The following is an 18,429-nucleotide window of genomic DNA, read 5'->3' as shown; positions in this document are numbered from 1 at the left end:
CATGCCACGTGTCATCTCCACCGACCTCAACCTGCTCATCCGGCCCGCCGACTGGGACCGGGTGGCCGCCGGGCTGCCCGCCGCACTGGCGGAGGCCGGCTACCACGCAGACTCCGTCCACGGCGAGATCGTGGACCTGACCTGCGAACCCGACAACATGCTGGTCACCCAGTTCTCCCGGCAGGAGGGGCATCAGCCGGTGGTGGAGGCGCTGCACAGGATCGTCATCAACGGCAGCAGCGAGCTGGATCTGCGGGCGGCGACGCAGGCGGTCGTCGGCAAGCTCCCCGCGAACACCTACTGGTACGGCACCAGCATGGAGGGCCCGACCGAGCCGGGAATCAGCGCATCCTGCGCGTGGCAGCACCCGTGACCCCGCAGGAGAACAAGAAGGAAGAACCGGAGCTGCCGAAGTTCCTCGCGGAACCCGACCGGACCGACAAGATACTCTTCGGCGCACTCATCGCGATGGGCCTGTGGTCCCTCGTGCTCATCCCGCTGCGCGCCTGGCTGATGCTGCATCCGCTGGCCTACACGCTGATGGTCGGCGGTTACACCAGCGCGGTCGTCTCGGGGGCCAACGCCTCCGTGGGCAACGGGCACTGGCTCGTGTACCTGCTGTGCTCGGTGATCGGCGCGGTGAAGTTCATGCCCGTCTACTGGGCCATGGGCCGCAAGTGGGGCACGGAGTTCATCGACATGTCCCTGAAGTTCATGCCGCGGGCGCACCGGATCTTCACCCGCGCGGTGGAATCGGAGTCGCCGCGGCTCCTGGGCTGGACCCTGGCGCTCGTGCCGGCCGGCTACCTGCCCGGCCCGGTACCCAACACGGTGGTCAACGCGGTCGCCGGCCTGCTGAAGATCCGGTTCCCGGTGATGCTGGCGGTCAACGTGGCGAGCATCCTGGCGGTCAACGGCCTCATGATGTGGCTGGGGTACCGGTTCGGCGACCAGGTCCTCGACGTGGTGGACGTGGTCAACCGCTACATCCTGTGGATCACCCTCGGACTGATCGCCCTGATGTTCTTCCGCGCGTGGCGGCAGTCGAAGGCGAAGACGTAGACTCTCCCGAATGATCGTCTCCACCATCGCCCGTGAACTCGGGGTGCGCGAGGACCAGATCCGCGCCGTCCTCACCCTGCTCGCCGAAGGCAACACCGTCCCGTTCATCGCCCGCTACCGCAAGGAAGCCACCGGCGGGCTCGACGACACCCAGTTGCGCACCATCGAGGAACGCGCCACCTACCTGCGCGAACTTGAGGAGCGCAAGGATGCGGTGCTCGCCTCCATCGAGGAACAGGGCAAGCTCACCGGGGACCTGCGCGCGCTGATCCTCGGCACGGAGACCAAGGCCCGCCTCGAGGACCTCTACCTGCCCTTCAAGAAGCGCCGCCGCACGAAGGCGGACATCGCCCGCGAGGCCGGCCTGGAGCCCCTCACCGACGCGCTTGTCGACGCCCCCTCGGCCTCGCCCGAGGAACTCGCCGCCGCGTACCTCACCGAGGGTTTCGAGGACGGGAAGAAGGCGCTCGAGGGCGCCCGCGCCATCCTCATCGACCGCTTCGCCCTCGACGCAGACCTGGTCGGCCAGGTCCGCGAGCAGATGTACCGCACCGGCCGGGTGGCCGCCGGCGTCATCGAGGGCAAGGAGTCCGAGGGCGCGAAGTTCAAGGACTACTTCGACTTCTCCGAACCCTTCACCCGGCTTCCCTCCCACCGCATCCTCGCGCTCCTGCGCGGCGAATCCGAGGGCATCCTCCACCTCACCCTCGACCCCGGGGACGACGCCGTCTACGAGGGAATGATCGCCGAGCGTTTCCAGCTGCCCGTGTCGGACTCCCGCTGGCTGGCCGACGCCGTCCGCTTCGGCTGGCGCACCAAACTCGCCGTCTCCTCCGGCCTGGACGTGCGCATGCGCCTGAAGGAGACCGCCGAGGAAGGAGCCCTCGACGTCTTCGCCACCAACCTCCGCGACGTCCTGCTCGCCGCACCCGCCGGCCAGCGCGCCACCCTGGGCCTGGACCCGGGCTTCCGCAACGGCGTGAAGTGCGCGGTCGTCGACTCCACCGGCAAGGTGCTGGCCACCACCGTCGTCCACCCGCACCAGCCGCAGAACCGCTGGGAGGCCGCCCGCCAGGAACTCGCCGGCCTGTGCGCCACCCACGGGGTGGACCTGCTGGCCGTCGGCAACGGCACCGCCTCACGGGAGACCGAGAAGCTCGCAGGCGAGATCGCCGACCTGATCACAAACGCCGGCGGAAAGCGGCCCACCCCGGTCGTCGTCTCCGAATCGGGTGCCTCCGTCTACTCCGCCAGCGAACTCGCCGCCGCCGAGTTCCCCGGCATGGACGTCTCCCTGCGCGGCGCGGTCTCCATCGCCCGCCGCCTCCAGGACCCGCTGGCCGAGTTGGTCAAGATCGACCCCAAGGCCATCGGCGTCGGCCAGTACCAGCACGATGTCAACCAGACCGCCCTGGCCCGCACCCTCGACGGCGTCGTCGAATCCGCAGTGAACGCCGTCGGCGTGGACCTCAACACCGCCTCCGTCCCGCTGCTCAAGCGCGTCGCCGGCGTCACCGGCACCCTGGCGAAGAACATCGTCGCCCACCGCGACGAGCACGGCGCCTTCCCCAGTCGCCGGGCCCTGCTCAAGGTGCCGCGCCTGGGCCCGAAGGCCTATGAACAGTGCGCCGGCTTCCTGCGCATCCGGGGCGGCACCGACCCGCTCGACTCCTCCGCCGTGCACCCCGAGGCCTACCCTGTCGTCGCACGCATTGCCGAGACCACCGGGTTGCAGGTGTCCGAACTGATCGGCAACACCCGGGTGCTCTCGGGACTGCGGCCCGCCGATTTCGCCGACGAGACTTTTGGCGTCCCCACCGTCACCGACATCATCGCCGAGCTGGACAAGCCCGGCCGCGACCCCCGCCCCGAATTCCGGACCGCGACCTTCAAGGAGGGCGTGGAGAAGATCTCCCACCTGACGCCCGGCATGATCCTCGAGGGCACCGTCACCAACGTCGCGGCGTTCGGCGCCTTCGTCGACGTCGGCGTCCACCAGGACGGCCTGGTCCACGTCTCCGCGATGAGCGAGAAATTCGTCTCGGACCCGCGCGAGGTCGTCCGCTCCGGCCAGGTGGTCACGGTGAAGGTCATGGAGGTCGACGTCGAACGCCAGCGCATCGGCCTATCGCTGCGCCTCGACGACGAACCCGGCCAGCCCGCGAAGAAGCCGCAGCGGGGAGGCGGTGGGGGCGGGCAGCGCAAGCCCCGCCAGCCGCGTCAGGAGCAGCGCCCGGCCGGGGGCTCGATGGCCGACGCACTCAAGCGCGCCGGGATGGGCCGCTAGGAAGATTCAGCGCAGGCCGTTGATCCCGCCGGGCAGGTCGATGAATTCATAACCCAGGCCGGCGTACTTCCGGCAGAATTCGGCGCTGCGCACACCTGAAGCACAGTGGACGACCACCCGCCGCGCGTCGCCCAGCGCCCGGGTGATGTTGCCGGGGCCGAAGATGTCCGAGAGCGGCAGCCGCACGGGGTTGAGGTCCGCCAGCGCATCGTTGAGCAGCTTCTCGTGGGGCTCGCGGATGTCCAGGAGGACGGCGCGGCCGGCGCGGACGTCGTCGAGAAGCAACTGCGGGGAGGCGCCGGCGGAGCAGGCCTCGTCGCCGTAGGACTCCTGCAGCTGCGTCACCCGGGGGCGCGCCGGATCCTCGGCGACGGTGAAGCTGCGGGTGCCGGCGCTCAGCGCGTCGTAGCTGAGCATCCGGCCGGGCCGGGTGGGCAGGCCTGCGAGGTGCTTGATGGCCTCGGTGGCCATGAGCGCGCCGATGGTGGCGGTGGTGGCGCCGAGGACGCCGGCGGTGGCGCAGTCGGGGATTGAGTCGCCGGTGGGCTGAACCGGGAAAAGGTCGCGCAGGCCGACCCCGCCGGCGAAGAGGCAGACGTCGCCACGGAAGCGCAGCACGGTGCCCCAGACCAGGGGGGTGCCGGCGATCTCGGCGGCGTCGGCCACGAGGTACTTGGTGGTGAAGGAGTCCGAACCGTCGAGGACCAGGTCCGCCGAACCGACCAGCGCCACCGCGTTCGCCTTGGTCAGGCGCTCCTGCAGCGCGGTGACGGTGATGTCGGGCTGCAGCTCGCGCAGGCGCTGCGCGGCTACCTCCACCTTGGGGCGGCCGACGTCGGAGGCGCCGAAGAGGATCTGGCGGTGGATGTTGGTGATGTCGACGGTGTCGTCGTCGATGACGGTGATGCGGCCGACGCCGGCGGAGGCCAGGGACTGCATTGCGGGGCAGCCCAGGCCACCGGCGCCGATGACCAGGACGTGGGCGTCGTACAGGCGTTCCTGCTGCTCCACGCCCCAACCGGGGAGGGCCAGCTGACGGGCGGTGCGGCGGAGTTCGCTCTCGGGCAGGGACATCTACAGCACCTGGTCCGACCAGGAGGCCAGCCCGTCGAAGGTGGAGGACGCGACGGCGTGCTCGCGCTTCGGTATCCTCCCGGCGGAGCGGGCGAGGTGGCCGGCGTCCACGGCGGAGCGCATCGCGCGGGCCATCGCCACCGGGTCCTGGCAGCGGTTGACGGCCGAGGCCAACAGGACACCGTCGCAGCCCAGCTCCATGGCCAGGGCGGCGTCGGAGGCGGTGCCCACGCCGGCGTCGAGAAGCACGGGCACGGTGGCGCGGGAGCAGATCAGCTCGATGTTGTGCGGGTTGAGGATGCCCAGCCCGGTGCCGATGGGCGAACCCAGCGGCATGACGGCCGCGCAACCGACGTCCTCGAGGCGCTTGGCCACCACCGGGTCGTCCGAGGTGTAGGCCAGCACCACGAAGCCTTCGGCGACGAGGAGCTCGCAGGCGTCGATGAGCTCGACGACATCGGGGAGCAGGGTGTGCTCGTCGGCGATGACCTCGACCTTCACCCAGTTGGTGCCCAGCGCCTCGCGTGCGAGTTCGGCGGTGAGGACGGCGTCGCGGGCGGTGCGGCAGCCGGCGGTGTTGGGCAGCGGCTCGATGCCCAGGCGCTGCAGCATGTCGAAGACGGACTCGCCGCCGTCGGTGCGGGCGGCGTGGCGGCGCATGGCCACGGTCGTCAGTTCGGTGCCGGAGGCCAGCAGCGACTCCTCCAGCATGGCCATCGAGGTGGCGCCGCCGGTGCCCATGATGAGGCGGGAATCGAAGGAGCGGTCGGCGATGGTGAGCATGTCTCAGCCCCCCTGGACTGCGGTGAGAATGTCGATGGTGAGGCCTTCGGTGAGTTCGCGCTCCCAGTGGGAGCGCGGCACGACGTCGCCGTCGACGGCGACCGCGACTCCGGCGTCCGGAAGGCTGCCGAGGGTCTCCTCCAGCAGTCCGGCGAGCGTGGTGGTGTCGGTGCTGACGGGCTGGTCGTTCACGGTGAGGTTCATCAGAACTCCTGGTGTCGGTGGGGGGCGCAGGCTGAGAGGTCGATGCCGGGATCGTCGCCCTCCACGAGAGCGAGCGTCACGTCCGCGGCCAGCGCGGTGAGCAGGATCCCGTGGCGGAAATACCCGGTCGAGATGATGAGGTTCCCGCTCACCCTCCCAAGGTACGGAAGATCGTCCGGGGTTCCGGGGCGGGCGCCGGTGGTGGCCTCGAGGAAGTCGCATTCCTCGACGCCGGGGACGAGGCGGATCGCGTCGCGCAGCAGGTCGTGGACGGCGCCGGTGCGCGGCACGGGGCGGTCGTCCTCCCGGGAGGTGGCGCCGACGGCCAGGGTGCCGTCGGTGCGCGGGATGAGGTAGACGGGGCGGTCCGCCACGAAGCCGCGCACCACCCGGGTCAGCAGCGGCGCGAGGTGGTCGGGGACCCCCAGTCGCAGGATGTCGCCGTAGACGGGGCGCAGCCGCAGACCGTCGTGGAGCGCGGCGGCGCCCAGACCGTTGGCCAGGACCACCTGCCCGTCCCGCGGCAGCTGCGCGGCCTTCTCCCGGACGACGGCGACGCCGAGGTTGTTCAGCGCGTCGAGCATCGCGGCGGCGAACATCCGCGGGTTGACCTGGTGGTCGCCGGGGATGTGCACCGCGCCCGCCAGCTGCGGGCTCAGCGCCGGCTCGAGCTTCCGGGCCTGCCGGAGGGGCAGGCGCTCGACCTCCATGCCGTGGGTCGACTGGTAGTCCGAGAGTTCGCCCAGGTGCGCCGAGTCCGCCCGGTCCGCGGCCACCACGAGGGTGCCGTCGGTGCGGTAGCCGGTGGGCAGGCCGGTGTGCTTCTCGACGACCGCGATCAACCCCGGGTACAGCTCCGCCGAGCGGAGCATGAGCGGGAACAGGGCCTCCTGCCGGTAGACGACCTCGGCCACCGGCGCGAGCATGCCGCCGGCGTGGTGGGTGGCCCCGGAAGCGGGGGAGGGGTCCATGAGGGTGACCGCGTGGCCCCGGTCGGCCAGGCGCAGGGCCGTGGCCAGGCCGATGAGCCCGCCGCCGACGACGGTGACGCCGCTCATCGGCGGCCTGCCTCGAAACCGTCGAGCAACCGCCGGGCGTAGGCGCCCGGATCGGCCGCGTCCATCAGCCCGCGGACGACGGCCAACCCGGCCACGCCGGTGCCGGCCAGGACCTGCGCGTCGTCGGCGGTGACGTCGCCGATGGCCACGACCGGCACCTCCGAGAGCTCCACCAGCTCCCGGGAACCCTCGACTCCGAGCGGTTCGCGCCCGGAGTTCTTAGTCGGGGTGGGGCGGAAGGGCCCGGCGCCGACGTAGTCGATGACGCCGGCGAACTCGTTGGCGGCCTCGACCAGGGCGCGGGTGCCGGTGGTCAGGCCGATGATCGCGTCCTCGCCGAGCAGGACGCGCACGTCGCGGACGTCCAGGTCGTCCTGGCCGACGTGCACGCCGTGGACGGGCAGGCTGCGGCGGCGCAGGGCGAGGGCGACGTCGACGCGGTCGTCGACGAGCACGTGGGCGGTGTCTCCCACTGCCAGGGCGATCTCCTCGGTCAGCGCGTAGAGGTCCCGCGCGGAGATCGGCTTGCTGCGCACCTGCACGATGCGGGAGCCGCCGGCGACGGCGCGGCGGGCGACGTCGACGACGTGCTCTCGGGAGCCGGCGCCGGTGACCAGGTAACAGCGGAGATCAGGGGTGGGACGCATGTTCGGCCTCTCTTCCTACGCTGGTGCTAACCAGACAGGTTCATCCGGTCCTCGCGCAGGCTCCAGCGCGATCTCAGCCCGATGCCTCGGGCGCCCGTGGGGTCGGGGCCAGTCTAGGTGATCCGGGTGGGCGGCCGGATGCGCGGGGCGCGGATTTTGCGGCGGCCTGGCGGGTGTGGGAGAATGTCCAGGTTGTCTGTATCGGATACGAACCGGTCGAGCGCCTCAACAGGGGAGAAGCCGCCAGGGTCCTCTGTCCAGAACAAGAAAAGGAAAATGTTGCATGAACATTCTCGACAAGGTTGATGCCGCGCAGCTGCGCGAAGATGTCCCGGCCTTCCGCCCGGGCGACACCGTCGATGTCCACGTCAAGGTCATCGAGGGTTCCAACGAGCGTATCCAGATCTTCAAGGGCGTCGTCATCCGTCGCCAGGGCTCCGGCATCCGCGAGACCTTCACCGTCCGTAAGGTTTCCTTCGGCATCGGCGTGGAGCGCACCTTCCCGGTCCACTCCCCGAACATCGACAAGCTCGAGGTTCTCCGTCGCGGTGACGTCCGTCGCGCCAAGCTCTACTACCTGCGCGAGCTGCGGGGCAAGGCTGCCCGCATCAAGGAGAAGCGCTAACACCCTGCGCTTCTGTGACCCCGTCGTCCCGGCTCTGTGCCGGGGTGGCGGGGTTCTCCCATGTGCGGGGTCGTCCCGCATGATGCTTGCCGACGCCCTGCTGGCCGGACCCCGGGGGAGAAGGTTCCGGGGTGGAGTTCGCTGAGGCCTGTGACTGACCTGGGGCCGGGCAAGCATCGGCCGTGCACGGCCAGTGCACGTGCGGGATAATGTCCGTGTCTCCGGGATCTCCGGCCCACAGGACTGGGCCGAGCTGTTCCGCCCAGAAGCAGCACGACCGGCAGACCACGGCGTCGCGAGGCGGGCACCTAAGCCAGCAGCTGCCGGGACGCCAGATTCCGGTAGAGGGGGCTGAGCTGCAGGAGCTCCGAATGGGTGCCGGTTGCCTCGATACGGCCGTTGTCCAGCACGATGATCTGGTCGGCGTCGGTGACCGTCGAGAGGCGGTGGGCGACGACGACCAGAGTCCGGCCCTCCGCCGAGGCGTCGATGGCGTCGAGGATGAGCTGCTCGTTCTGGGAGTCGACGGCGGAGGTGGGTTCGTCGAGCAGCAGGATGGGGGTCTCCATGAGCAGCATGCGGGCGAGGGCGAGCCGCTGCCGCTGGCCACCGGACAAAGTCATGCCGCGGTCGCCCAGGACGGTGTCCAGCCCTCCGGCCTCCTCCATCCTCTCCCGCAGGTTGACCTGGTCGAGGGCCCACCAGCAGCGGTCGTCCGTGGTGCCGGGGGCGCCCAGGGTCAGGTTCTCGCGGACGGTGCCGGCCAGGACGGCAGCCTCCTGCTCGACGTAGCCCACGATCTCGCGGACGGAGGAACGCGTCAGCTCCGCCGTGTCCTGGTCGCCGAGGAGGACGCGCCCCGCGGTGGGGTCGTAGAAGCGTTCGATCAACGCCAGCATGGTGGATTTGCCGGCGCCGGAGGGCCCGACGATCGCGGTTTTTTCTCCGGGGCGGATGTCCACGGAGACGTCAATGAGCACCGGATGCGGCTCGTTCTCCTCGGATTCCTCGCCGTCCCTGCCGGCATAGACGAAGGAGACGTTGTCGAAGGTGATGGAGTGCGAGGGGGCGGCCGGGCTGCCCCCGGTCGACTCGGGTTCGATGTCGAAGATCTGCCCGATGCGTTCGATGGCGCCCATGGCCTGCCGGATCGTGGTCACCGCGCCGAAGATCGATCCCAGCGGCATGGAGACCATGAACAGGTACAGGACGAACGTGACCAGGTCGGCCACCGAGATGGTTCCTGCGGCGACTCGGGCACCGCCGATGCCGAGCACCGCCAGGAAGCTGCCCTGCATCGCCAGCCCGGCGGCCGGGAAGATGAGGGCGGCGACGCGCGCGATCCGGACCCCCTGGAACCAGGCGGCGTCAGCGTCGGCGCGCAGGGAGAGCTCGACCTGGTCCTGAGCGCCGGCCGCGCGGATGGTGCGGACGGCGACCAGCGCGCGGTCCATTCCTGCGCCCAGGTCGCCGACCGCCTCCTGCGCCTTCTTCGTGTAGCGCTGGATGAGAGCGGAGGTGCTCACCACGGCGAACAGGGTGACAGCGACGACTCCGAGGACGATGCCGAGCATGAAGACATCGATCAAGGCCATGAGGACAATCGCGCCGGCCATGGTGGCGACGCCGCCGATGGCGTCGACGAGCCCGCCGGTGAAGGCGGCGCGGACGAGCGTGGTGTCGGAGCCGAGCCGGGTGACCAGATCGCCGGTGCGGTGCCGGTCGTACTCCGGGACGGGCAGGCGCAGAAGCCGGGAGATGAGCCTGTGGCGGGTGGACAGGACGGCGGTTTCCGCGGTGCGGGTCAGCAGGTAGGAGCGTGACGCGGACAGGACGGAGGAGACGAGCAGAAGCCCCACGAGCAGCCAGACGAGGGGGGAGACGGGCCCTTCGCCGATGGTGGAGATGATCTGGTTGATCACCATCGGCTGCGCCAGCCCCAGGCCGGAACCCACGAGGGACATGATCACCGCTACCGTGAGGATTCCCTTGTGGTTGGCGAGCATGGCGAGCAACGTCCGGAAAGGCGGCGTGGTTGAGGGGATCATGGTGTCCAAGTCTAGGACCTCCTGCGGCTGCTATGCTCTGGAACCGTGAGTGACACGGAGAAGAAGACGGCGCCCTGGTACATCGAGATTCCGGTGGTCATCGCGCTGACGCTGCTGGCGATCTTCCTTCTCCAGACCTTCGTCGGCCGCGTCTACATGATCCCCTCGCAGTCGATGGAGCCCACCCTGCACGGCTGCGCCGGATGCACCGGCGACCGGATCTTCGTGGACAAGATCGGCTACCGTTTCGGGGAACCCGAGGCCGGGGACGTGGTGGTGTTCAAGGGCACTGATTCGTGGAACCAGGGGTTTGTGTCGCAGCGTTCGGAGAACGACGTCGTCCGCACCCTGCAGAACCTGGGCTCCTACGTCGGCCTGGTCGCCCCGGACGAGAACGACCTGGTCAAGCGTGTCGTCGCCACCGGCGGGCAGACGGTTTCCTGCCAGGCCGAGGATCCGGCGGTGATGGTGGACGGCGCCCCGATCGACCAGTCCTACACCCTGCAGCCGGTGGCCTACCCGGTCGACCCGGAAACCGGTTCGGAGGAGTGCGGCGGACCCTACTTCGGCCCGCTCACCGTGCCCGAGGGCAACTACTTCATGATGGGCGACAACCGCACCAACTCCGCCGACTCCCGCGCGCACATCGGCGACGAGTTCCAGGGCACTATCCCCGGGGAGAACATCCGCGGCAAGGTCCAGTTCATCATCTTCCCGTTCAACCGTGTCGGCGGCGTCGAGGACCCGGCGATCCAGCAGTAGTGCGACCCGAGGAACTGCTCGCCGTCCACGGTCTGGGACCGGTGGCGGGCGTCGACGAGGCCGGGCGGGGAGCCTGCTGCGGCCCGATGACGGTGGCGGCGTGCGTCCTGCCCGACGGGGAGATCCCGGGCCTGGAACGGCTGACCGACTCCAAGAAGCTGAGCCCCGCCCTCCGCGAGCGGCTCTATCCGCTGATCATCGCCGCCGCCGTTTCCTGGTCCGTGGTCACCGTCTCCGCCGCCTACATCGACGCCCGCGGTATCCAGCCCGCGAACATCTCCGGGATGCGCAGGGCCGTGGCCGCGCTCGACGTGCGCCCCGGCTACGTCCTCACCGACGCCTGGCGCATCCCCGGCCTGGTCGTCCCGCATCTGCCGGTCGTCGGCGGGGACGCCGCCATGCGGTGCATCGCAGCCGCCAGCGTCCTGGCGAAGGTCACCCGGGACCGGTTCATGGTGGAGATGGACGGGCGCTTCCCCGGTTACGGACTGGCCTCGCACAAGGGGTACTCCACGAAGGTGCATATGGCTGCGGTGCGCCAGCACGGCGCCACGCCGGAGCACCGATACACTTACGCCAACGTCGTGAAGGCCCACGGCGAATGGCTGAACATGCAGGAGGCAGATTGTGAGCGCTGAGGAACTCGACAACTACGAGGCGGAGGTCGAACTCTCCCTCTACCGCGAGTACCGGGACGTGGTCAGCCAGTTCTCCTACGTGGTGGAGACCGAACGACGCTTCTACCTGGCCAACGCCGTGGAGCTGATTCCGCACACCGAGGGCCGGGACGTCTACTACGAGGTCCGGATGTCGGACGCCTGGGTGTGGGACATGTACCGCTCCGCCCGTTTCGTGCGCTACGTCCGGGTGATCACGTACAAGGACGTCAACATCGAGGAGCTGGACAAGCCGGACCTCATTCTGCCGGAGTAGTTCTCCGGCCCTGTCAAGTGAGACGCGGCCGCGTCTGTGGATAACCCTGGTTGTCCACAGTCCGCGGCCGTCCGGAGTTCCCGGTGCTGGCGCGGACGTGGCCCGGCGGTGATGGTGAGGGGGAAGACACCGTCATCCGATCAGGGGGAACCACATGACCACATCCATGCACCGTCGACGCACCCGGCTGGCGCAGCTGGGGGAGGAGCGCGCCGCCGGATTCTACCGCCGGCGCGGGGCGGAGATTCTCGGCCGCAACGTCTCCTATCCCGTCGGCGAGCTCGACCTCATCGCCCGCGAGGAGGACGGCACGATCGTCTTCGTCGAGGTGAAGACCCGCTCCGGCCCCGGTTACGGGGGAGCGGAGGCGGTGACCGGCCGCAAGCTCGCCCGTCTGCGCCGGGCCGCCGCCCGTCTGCGCCGGGCCGCCGCCCGCTGGCTGGAGGGGAGGCCCGCGGCGCCCGTGCGTTTCGACGTCGTCGTGTTCACCGCCGCCGGGCGCGGATTCGACATGGACGTCTACGAGGGGGTCGAGCATGGCGCTAGGTAGGACCCAGACCGTCGCCCTGGAGGGGGTCGCCGGCCGGATCGTCACTGTCGAGGCGAACGTGGGGCCGGGCCTGCCCGGGATCCATATGGTGGGCCTGGGCGACGCCGCCGTCAGCGAGTCCCGCGACCGCATCCGCACGGCCGCGGCGAATTCCCGCCTGAGCTGGCCGAAGACGAAGATCGTCGTGTCCATGTCGCCGGCCTCGCTCCGCAAGTCGGGTTCGCACTTCGATCTCCCCACCGCCCTCGCCGTGCTCGCCGCCGGCGTCCCGGAGGCGCGGGAACGCCTCGCCGGGACCGTGCTGGTCGGCGAGCTCGGCCTCGACGGCACCGTCCGCCCGGTGGCGGGGGTGCTGCCCGCGCTGCTGGCGGCCCGCCGGAACGGATTCGCCCGCGCGGTCATCCCGCCCGGCAACGCGGACGAGGCCACGCTCGTCGAAGGGCTGGCCGTCCACACCGCGGCCACGTTGGCGCAGACCTGGAACTGGGCCACCGGCAACGAGGACCTGCCCACGGCGGCTGGGTCCCCGCCCGTCCCACGTCGCGCCGTCCCGGATTTCGCCGACCTCGCCGGCCAACCGGCGGCCAGGCTCGCCGCGGAAGTCGCCGCCGCCGGGGGACACCACATGCTCCTGCTCGGGCCGCCCGGATCCGGAAAATCCATGATCGCCGCCCGCCTCCCCGGCATCCTTCCCCCGTTGACCCCTGCCGAATCACTGGAGGCCACCGCCGTGCATTCCGTCGCCGGCCGCGGGGAGGTCATTGCGCAGGCACCGTTCATCGACCCACACCACTCCATCACCCGGGCGGCCCTCCTCGGCGGCGGTTCCGGTGTGCCCCGGCCGGGGGCGGTGAGCCTCGCCCACCACGGGGTGCTCTTCCTCGACGAAGTCTCCGAAATACCCGCCGCCGTCCTCGACGGTCTGCGCACGCCCCTCGAGGACGGCCACGTCCGGTTGATCCGGTCGCGCCGGGAGGTCATCTTCCCCGCCCGGTTCCAGCTCATCCTCGCCGCGAACCCCTGCCGGTGCGCGGCGGAGGACCCCGCCCGCTGCCGGTGCCGGTCCAGGGAGCGTTCCACCTATCTGGGCAACCTCTCCGGTCCGTTGCGCGACCGCATCGACATCGTCGCCGCCACCTCTGCCACGGGCGCGGTCCTCAGCGCCGGGGACGCCGAGCCGACGAGCCGGATCGCCGGACGCGTGGCCGACGCCCGCGGACGCGCGCAGGCGCGGTGGGGGATGACCAACGCGATGATGGATCCGCACCGGCTGCGCCGTCACCACCCCGCCGATGAATCCGGCATGGCGATGCTCGGCGCACTGCTCTCCGACGGCGACCTCACCCAACGAGGTGTCGACCGTTGCCTCAAACTCGCCTGGACGCTCGCCGACCTCGACGGCGACGCCAGCCCCGACCTCGGGCACGTCGCACGCGCACTGGAACTGCGGGAGGGCGTATGAGCCAGGAATCCTGGGCTTATCTCAACCGCGTCGTCGAAGGCCCCAGCAGGCCGCTCCAGCTGCTTCTCGACGCCGGCCGTGACGCCGATGAGATCGCCCGCGGCGTCCGCGTCCGCGCCAGCTGGCTCGGCGACCTCGGCCCCCAGACCGAGGCCCGCCGCAGCTGGGACCGGGCCGGGCAGGACCTGGCGGAGGCCGCCGACGCCGGCGCCCGCCTGATCACCCCCGAATCCCGCGAGTGGCCCCGGGCGGAATTCGACGTGGCCTTCGGGTTCGCCGCCGCAGGCCGCAGCGAGCACGTCCGCAGCTACCAGGCGGACGCCGTTCCTCCCCACGCCCTGTGGGTGCGGGGCACACCCCTGAACGAAGCGGTGGCGCAGTCGGTCGCCGTGGTGGGCACCCGGGCCGCCACCCGCTACGGGCACGAGGCCACCCGCCAGATCGCCACGGGGCTGGCCACCCACCGGTGGGCGATCGTGTCCGGGGGCGCGCTCGGCATCGACACGGTCGCCCACGAAGCGGCGCTCGCCGCCGGGGGACTCACCGTCGCGGTGGCGGCCTGCGGCATCGACCGGACCTACCCGGCCAGGAACGCCGCCCTTCTGGACCGGATCGCCGCGCGGGGCTGCGTGGTCAGCGAATACCCGCCCGGAATGCCCCCGCAGCGCCACCGCTTCCTCACCCGCAACCGGCTCGTCGCGGCCCTGACAGCGGGGACAGTCATCGTCGAGGCCGCCTGGCGCTCCGGGGCGCTGAACACCCTGAGCTGGGCGGAAGGGCTCGGGAGGGTGACCATGGCGGTGCCGGGGCCGGTCACCTCGGCAGGTTCGCTGGGCTGCCACGAACGCATCAAGGACGGCCGCGCCCAACTGGTCACCGGCGCCGACGACATCCGCGCGCTGCTGGGGGCCGTCGGCGCCCTGGACGTCGCCGAACAGTACGAGCTGGCCTACGCCGCGACCCCGGTCCAGTCCCTGACCCGCAACGAGCTCCGCGTCTTCGACGCGTGCCCGCCGGGCGGATCCAGCGCGCAGGAGATCTCCGCGTCCGCCGGCCTGCCGGTTCCGCTCACCGTCCACCTGCTCATGGACCTGACGCGCCGCGGCATCATCAGCCGGGAAGGCGCCGCCTGGTCGCGGGTGGAGGTGGCGCAGGGATAGACAGGGTTAGACTCGGGCACCATGAGTGCACAACAGTCCCAGCTGGGGGAGGCGGTGGAGGACTTCGCCGAGCATTCCCGTCTCGTGCTGGGGCGCTCCGCGGCCACCGTCCGCGGCTACCGCTCCGACCTGCTCGACCTGGCCGTGCACGTGCCCACCTTCCGGCAGTTCACCCTGACGGCCCTGCGCGCCTGGCTCGCGCTGGCCGTATCGGAGGGGAAGTCCCGGGCGACGCTGGCCCGCCGTACCGCCTCCGTGCGGGCCTTCTCCGGCTGGGCGCTGAAGCAGGGGCACATCGACACGGACGTGGCGGCCAGGTTGGTGTCGCCGAAAGTGAACCGGCCGCTCCCGGATGTCCTCACCGCCGGGCAGGCGGGGGAGTTCGTCGGCAACGCCTCCTCCCGGGATGAGACCGAGTTCCTCCGGGACTCAGCGATGCTGGAGCTGCTCTATGCGACCGGGGTGCGCGTCGCTGAGCTCTCCGGCATGGATGTCAAGGACCTGGACATGACTCGCCGTACCGTCCGCGTCCTCGGCAAGGGCGACAAGGAGCGCGTCGTCCCCTTCGGCCGGGCGGCGGCCGACGCCGTGGAGCAGTGGCTCCGGAACGGCCGGCCGGAGCTCGCGGGGGACACCCCGGCACTGTTCGTCGGCGTGCGCGGCGGGCGGATCGACCCCCGGCAGGTGCGCCGGGTCGTGGAGAAGGCCGGCCAGGTAACCGGGCAGCGGGTCAGCCCGCACGGGCTGCGGCACACCGCGGCGACTCATCTCCTCGAGGGCGGGGCGGATCTGCGTGTGGTCCAGGAGATGCTCGGCCACTCCTCGCTGCAGACGACGCAGATCTACACGCACGTCTCCGCAGAGCGGCTCAAAGAGGTCTACGGGCGGGCGCATCCCCGGGCCTGAACGGGGTCAGGGATTGGGTTTGAGGCGGATGGTCGGGGAGTCGAGGAGCGAGAGCGGATTGAGGTAGTCGTCGGGGCCTGCCCGGGCTCCCCAGTGCAGTCCCGGCCAGCCGTCGACCGGGTGGCCGAGGATGCCGACGACGTCGCCCCCCGACACCTCGTCGCCGCGCGAGACCCGCGCGTGGACCGGTTGATAGGTGGTCCGGACGCCATCCGCGTGGTCGATGGAGACGGTGGGGGTGCCCGCGACGACGCCGGCGAAGGCGACTGTGCCGTCTTCGGCGGCGAGCACCGGGGAACCGATCCCCAGTTCCAGGTCCACCCCGCGGTGCCCGGGCAGCCAGTTGTGCCGGGGTTTGTCGAAGGCGCGCAGCACCCCGGTCGCCGCCGGGGTTCCGGTGGACGGTGAGACGTAGGCCCCGGCGGCCGGTGTCACCGTCAGGAGCAGGGAGGTCAGGACGAGGAGAAGCCGCCGCATGCCTGCAGATGCTAGGCGGGGCAGGGGGAGCCGCGGGCGTCGGGCAGCACGGGCCTGTGGATGGTGTGGCGGGTGAGGCCCGGCTGTGGACAACGACGGGGTTTCGTTTTGGCGGGGGAGCCGAAGGGGGCTAATATTGGCGACAGCAGTGTGCCCGCATGGGTCCACTGACTACGCGCGGCGGGGAAAACCGACGTCGACCTGGTCCCGGGTATCCGGGTGTCGGCGTGGCCACGTCGCTAGGGTGCAGGATCAAAACCTGCACGTCAGCACATGAAAAACCGAAACTATATGAAAGTGAGCGTGACATGGCAGTTGTAACCATGCGCGAGCTTCTCGATGCCGGTGTCCACTTCGGCCACCAGACCCGTCGTTGGAACCCGAAGATGCGTCGTTTCATCTTCACCGACCGCAACGGTATCTACATCATCGACCTGCAGCAGACCCTGACCTACATCGACGCAGCGTTCGAGTTCGTCAAGCAGACCGTCGCCCACGGCGGCACCATCATGTTCGTCGGCACCAAGAAGCAGGCCCAGGAGGCCGTGCAGACTGAAGCCGACCGCGTCGGTATGCCCTACGTCAACCACCGTTGGCTCGGCGGCATGCTCACCAACTTCCAGACTGTCTCCAAGCGTCTGCACCGCCTCAAGGAGCTCCAGGCCATGGACGCCGCCGAGGACGGCTACGAGGGTCGCAACAAGAAGGAAATCCTCATGCTGACCCGCGAGCGGGTCAAGCTGGAGCGCGTCCTGGGCGGCATCGCCGAGATGACCCGTGTCCCGTCCGCTCTCTGGATCATCGACACCAACAAGGAGCACATCGCGGTCAGCGAGGCTCACAAGCTCAACATCCCCGTCGTCGCCATCCTGGACACCAACTGTGACCCGGACGTCGTCGACTGGCCGGTGCCGGGCAACGACGACGCCATCCGCTCCACCGCCCTCCTGTCCCGCGTCATCTCCACCGCTGTGGAAGAGGGCAAGAAGGCCCGCGAGGAGCGCGCTCTGGCCGCTTCCAAGGAAGCCGCCGGCGACACCGAGGAGAAGGCAGTCGCCGACGCAGAGAAGGCCGCCGAGGCCACCTCCGCTGAAGCTGTCGAGGCTCCGGCCGCCGAGACCGCTGAGGTCCCCGAGGCTACCGAGGCTCCGGCCGCCGAGACCGCTGAGGCCACCGAGGCTCCGGCCGCCGAGGGCACCGAGAACTAACCCGAGGCCAAGGCCTTGAAACTGAGGCCCCCGCCGGTCGTGCACGCGGCGGGGGCCTTTCCCATCGACTACGCTCTGTGAACGAATACCGTTCCGATATGAGGAGGATCGCCCAGACTATGGCGAACTACACTGCTGCAGACGTCAAGAAGCTCCGCGAGATCACCGGCTCCGGCATGATGGACTGCAAGAAGGCGCTGGAGGAATCCACCGGCGACTTCGACAAGGCCATCGAGATCCTGCGCGTCCAGGGCGCCAAGGACGTCGGCAAGCGCGCCGAGCGCAGCGCCTCTGAGGGCCTGATCGCCGTCTCCGGCAACACCATGGTGGAGATCAACTCCGAGACCGACTTCGTGGCCAAGAACGCCGAGTTCAAGGAGATCGCCGCGAAGATCGCCGAGGCCGCAGCCGCAGCCAAGGCCAACACCCCGGAGGAGCTCGCCGCCGCAGACGTCGACGGCAAGCCGGCCGGCGACGTGATCCAGGAGCTGTCCGCCAAGATCGGCGAGAAGCTCGAGCTGCGCCGCGTCGCCACCATCGACGGCGACAAGGTCGCTGTCTACCTGCACCAGCGTTCCGCCGACCTGCCCCCGGCAGTCGGTGTGCTCGTCGCCTACACCGGCGAAGGTGCAGAGGCCGAGGCCGCCGCCAAGAACGCCGCGATGCAGGTTGCCGCCCTCAAGGCCGGCTACCTCACCCGCGAGGACGTTCCGGCCGAGGTCGTGGAGAAGGAGCGCTCCATCGCCGAGCAGATCACCCGCGAGGAGGGCAAGCCGGAGCAGGCCATCCCGAAGATCGTCGAGGGCCGCCTCAACGGCTTCTACAAGGACGTCGTCCTCCTGGAGCAGGCTTCTGTCGCCGACTCCAAGAAGAACGTCAAGCAGATCATGGATGACGCAGGCGTCACCCTGACCGGCTTCCGCCGCTTCGAGGTCGGCCAGGCCTAAGCGGCCTGACACTGCCTCCCGCTTCACCCGGCGCCGCCGTGTTTCCCCGCTCAGGGGGAGCACGGCGGTTTCCGCATTCTGCGCTGCACCGGTGGTTAGCGGTGATTGCCGGTGAATACCGGGCGGGCGCGACTACGGGATAGGATGGACCCGATTCCACCGCCCCTCGCCCATTCATAAGGAGAACCCACGGTGACCACTGCTGAGAGCGCCACCCCGAAGAGAGCCAGCTACAA

General features: G+C 70.1%; 20 protein-coding genes. 13 read left to right on the top strand and 7 right to left on the bottom strand.

Going from position 1 to position 18,429, the window contains the following annotated elements; genetic code table 11:
- The first annotated feature begins 1 nt into the window (after nucleotide 1).
- Genes B840_RS07815 through B840_RS07805 form a run of 3 tightly spaced genes read left to right on the top strand, consistent with a single transcriptional unit; the run spans nucleotide 2 to nucleotide 3,349 of the window.
- Nucleotides 2-373, top strand: a complete 372-nt coding sequence (locus B840_RS07815; protein WP_042621686.1) for a hypothetical protein — start codon at nucleotides 2-4, stop codon at nucleotides 371-373.
- On the top strand, nucleotides 358-1,062 hold the full coding sequence (locus tag B840_RS07810; RefSeq protein WP_229676602.1) for a DedA family protein: 705 nt from the start codon (nucleotides 358-360) through the stop codon (nucleotides 1,060-1,062). Before B840_RS07815 ends, B840_RS07810 begins: the two co-directional genes overlap by 16 nt.
- A gap of 10 nt (nucleotides 1,063-1,072) precedes the next feature.
- Nucleotides 1,073-3,349, top strand: coding sequence for a Tex family protein (locus B840_RS07805; protein WP_042621685.1), 2,277 nt, complete (start codon nucleotides 1,073-1,075; stop codon nucleotides 3,347-3,349).
- A gap of 6 nt (nucleotides 3,350-3,355) precedes the next feature.
- Here the strand turns inward: B840_RS07805 and B840_RS07800 are convergent, their stop codons facing one another.
- Genes B840_RS07800 through B840_RS07780 form a run of 5 tightly spaced genes read right to left on the bottom strand, consistent with a single transcriptional unit; the run spans nucleotide 3,356 to nucleotide 7,115 of the window.
- A complete protein-coding gene (locus B840_RS07800; RefSeq protein WP_042621684.1) occupies nucleotides 3,356-4,423 on the bottom strand; it encodes a ThiF family adenylyltransferase in 1,068 nt (355 codons plus the stop codon).
- Nucleotides 4,424-5,206: a thiazole synthase gene (locus B840_RS07795; protein WP_042621683.1), complete on the bottom strand. Its 783-nt coding sequence runs from the start codon at nucleotides 5,204-5,206 to the stop codon at nucleotides 4,424-4,426.
- 3 nt (nucleotides 5,207-5,209) lie between these two features.
- Complete coding sequence (gene thiS, locus B840_RS07790; protein WP_042621682.1) at nucleotides 5,210-5,410, bottom strand: sulfur carrier protein ThiS; 201 nt, start codon at nucleotides 5,408-5,410, stop codon at nucleotides 5,210-5,212.
- Nucleotides 5,410-6,468, bottom strand: coding sequence for a glycine oxidase ThiO (gene thiO / locus B840_RS07785; protein ID WP_042621681.1), 1,059 nt, complete (start codon nucleotides 6,466-6,468; stop codon nucleotides 5,410-5,412). Before thiO ends, thiS begins: the two co-directional genes overlap by 1 nt.
- Nucleotides 6,465-7,115: a thiamine phosphate synthase gene (locus tag B840_RS07780; protein ID WP_042621680.1), complete on the bottom strand. Its 651-nt coding sequence runs from the start codon at nucleotides 7,113-7,115 to the stop codon at nucleotides 6,465-6,467. The genes thiO and B840_RS07780 overlap by 4 nt, the downstream gene beginning before the upstream one ends.
- A 283-nt stretch (nucleotides 7,116-7,398) precedes the next feature.
- Here B840_RS07780 and rplS point away from each other — a divergent pair, with 283 nt between their 5' ends.
- Nucleotides 7,399-7,740, top strand: coding sequence for a 50S ribosomal protein L19 (rplS, locus tag B840_RS07775; protein ID WP_042621679.1), 342 nt, complete (start codon nucleotides 7,399-7,401; stop codon nucleotides 7,738-7,740).
- Between the two features lie 308 nt (nucleotides 7,741-8,048).
- Here the strand turns inward: rplS and B840_RS07770 are convergent, their stop codons facing one another.
- Nucleotides 8,049-9,788: an ABC transporter ATP-binding protein gene (locus B840_RS07770; RefSeq protein WP_042622619.1), complete on the bottom strand. Its 1,740-nt coding sequence runs from the start codon at nucleotides 9,786-9,788 to the stop codon at nucleotides 8,049-8,051.
- A gap of 45 nt (nucleotides 9,789-9,833) precedes the next feature.
- Between B840_RS07770 and lepB the strand changes: the two genes are divergently transcribed.
- The 7 genes from lepB to B840_RS07735 all read left to right on the top strand — a co-directional run bounded on the left by lepB (nucleotide 9,834) and on the right by B840_RS07735 (nucleotide 15,561).
- Entirely contained in the window at nucleotides 9,834-10,550 is a 717-nt protein-coding gene (lepB, locus tag B840_RS07765; RefSeq protein WP_229676603.1) for a signal peptidase I, read from the top strand.
- Complete coding sequence (locus tag B840_RS07760; RefSeq protein WP_042621677.1) at nucleotides 10,550-11,188, top strand: ribonuclease HII; 639 nt, start codon at nucleotides 10,550-10,552, stop codon at nucleotides 11,186-11,188. Before lepB ends, B840_RS07760 begins: the two co-directional genes overlap by 1 nt.
- Entirely contained in the window at nucleotides 11,178-11,483 is a 306-nt protein-coding gene (locus tag B840_RS07755) for a DUF2469 domain-containing protein (protein ID WP_042621676.1), read from the top strand. The genes B840_RS07760 and B840_RS07755 overlap by 11 nt, the downstream gene beginning before the upstream one ends.
- 154 nt (nucleotides 11,484-11,637) lie before the next feature.
- Nucleotides 11,638-12,033, top strand: a complete 396-nt coding sequence (locus B840_RS07750; protein ID WP_042621675.1) for a YraN family protein — start codon at nucleotides 11,638-11,640, stop codon at nucleotides 12,031-12,033.
- Nucleotides 12,020-13,495, top strand: a complete 1,476-nt coding sequence (locus B840_RS07745) for a YifB family Mg chelatase-like AAA ATPase (protein WP_042621674.1) — start codon at nucleotides 12,020-12,022, stop codon at nucleotides 13,493-13,495. The genes B840_RS07750 and B840_RS07745 overlap by 14 nt, the downstream gene beginning before the upstream one ends.
- The gene (gene dprA / locus B840_RS07740; protein ID WP_042621673.1) at nucleotides 13,492-14,655 is read left to right on the top strand and encodes a DNA-processing protein DprA; all 1,164 of its coding nucleotides are present in this window, start codon (nucleotides 13,492-13,494) and stop codon (nucleotides 14,653-14,655) included. The genes B840_RS07745 and dprA overlap by 4 nt, the downstream gene beginning before the upstream one ends.
- Before the next feature lie 21 nt (nucleotides 14,656-14,676).
- Nucleotides 14,677-15,561 carry a tyrosine recombinase XerC gene (locus B840_RS07735; protein ID WP_042621672.1) on the top strand — a complete coding sequence of 295 codons (885 nt, stop codon included), beginning with the start codon at nucleotides 14,677-14,679 and terminating at the stop codon, nucleotides 15,559-15,561.
- 6 nt (nucleotides 15,562-15,567) lie between these two features.
- Here the strand turns inward: B840_RS07735 and B840_RS07730 are convergent, their stop codons facing one another.
- Nucleotides 15,568-16,038, bottom strand: coding sequence for a M23 family metallopeptidase (locus B840_RS07730; protein WP_042621671.1), 471 nt, complete (start codon nucleotides 16,036-16,038; stop codon nucleotides 15,568-15,570).
- 308 nt (nucleotides 16,039-16,346) lie between these two features.
- Between B840_RS07730 and rpsB the strand changes: the two genes are divergently transcribed.
- A complete protein-coding gene (rpsB, locus tag B840_RS07725; protein ID WP_042621670.1) occupies nucleotides 16,347-17,246 on the top strand; it encodes a 30S ribosomal protein S2 in 900 nt (299 codons plus the stop codon).
- Nucleotides 17,247-17,365: 119 nt separating this feature from the next.
- Nucleotides 17,366-18,193, top strand: coding sequence for a translation elongation factor Ts (gene tsf / locus B840_RS07720; RefSeq protein ID WP_042621669.1), 828 nt, complete (start codon nucleotides 17,366-17,368; stop codon nucleotides 18,191-18,193).
- Nucleotides 18,194-18,429 lie beyond the last annotated feature (236 nt).

The organism is Corynebacterium marinum DSM 44953, from assembly GCF_000835165.1.
In the GTDB taxonomy this organism is placed as follows: Bacteria; Actinomycetota; Actinomycetes; order Mycobacteriales; family Mycobacteriaceae; genus Corynebacterium; species Corynebacterium marinum.
The sequence above is the reverse complement of the archived record's forward strand: the minus strand, read 5'-3'. Positions and strand labels throughout refer to the sequence as shown.

Coding starts and splice junctions, on each gene's coding strand:
- B840_RS07815 (WP_042621686.1), top strand. CDS start 2: ATGCCACGTGTCATCTCCACCGACCTCAACCTGCTCATCCGGCCCGCC.
- B840_RS07805 (WP_042621685.1), top strand. CDS start 1,073: ATGATCGTCTCCACCATCGCCCGTGAACTCGGGGTGCGCGAGGACCAG.
- B840_RS07800 (WP_042621684.1), bottom strand. CDS start 4,423: ATGTCCCTGCCCGAGAGCGAACTCCGCCGCACCGCCCGTCAGCTGGCC.
- B840_RS07795 (WP_042621683.1), bottom strand. CDS start 5,206: ATGCTCACCATCGCCGACCGCTCCTTCGATTCCCGCCTCATCATGGGC.
- thiS (WP_042621682.1), bottom strand. CDS start 5,410: ATGAACCTCACCGTGAACGACCAGCCCGTCAGCACCGACACCACCACG.
- thiO (WP_042621681.1), bottom strand. CDS start 6,468: ATGAGCGGCGTCACCGTCGTCGGCGGCGGGCTCATCGGCCTGGCCACG.
- B840_RS07780 (WP_042621680.1), bottom strand. CDS start 7,115: ATGCGTCCCACCCCTGATCTCCGCTGTTACCTGGTCACCGGCGCCGGC.
- rplS (WP_042621679.1), top strand. CDS start 7,399: ATGAACATTCTCGACAAGGTTGATGCCGCGCAGCTGCGCGAAGATGTC.
- B840_RS07770 (WP_042622619.1), bottom strand. CDS start 9,788: ATGATCCCCTCAACCACGCCGCCTTTCCGGACGTTGCTCGCCATGCTC.
- B840_RS07750 (WP_042621675.1), top strand. CDS start 11,638: ATGACCACATCCATGCACCGTCGACGCACCCGGCTGGCGCAGCTGGGG.
- B840_RS07745 (WP_042621674.1), top strand. CDS start 12,020: ATGGCGCTAGGTAGGACCCAGACCGTCGCCCTGGAGGGGGTCGCCGGC.
- dprA (WP_042621673.1), top strand. CDS start 13,492: ATGAGCCAGGAATCCTGGGCTTATCTCAACCGCGTCGTCGAAGGCCCC.
- B840_RS07735 (WP_042621672.1), top strand. CDS start 14,677: ATGAGTGCACAACAGTCCCAGCTGGGGGAGGCGGTGGAGGACTTCGCC.
- B840_RS07730 (WP_042621671.1), bottom strand. CDS start 16,038: ATGCGGCGGCTTCTCCTCGTCCTGACCTCCCTGCTCCTGACGGTGACA.
- rpsB (WP_042621670.1), top strand. CDS start 16,347: ATGGCAGTTGTAACCATGCGCGAGCTTCTCGATGCCGGTGTCCACTTC.
- tsf (WP_042621669.1), top strand. CDS start 17,366: ATGGCGAACTACACTGCTGCAGACGTCAAGAAGCTCCGCGAGATCACC.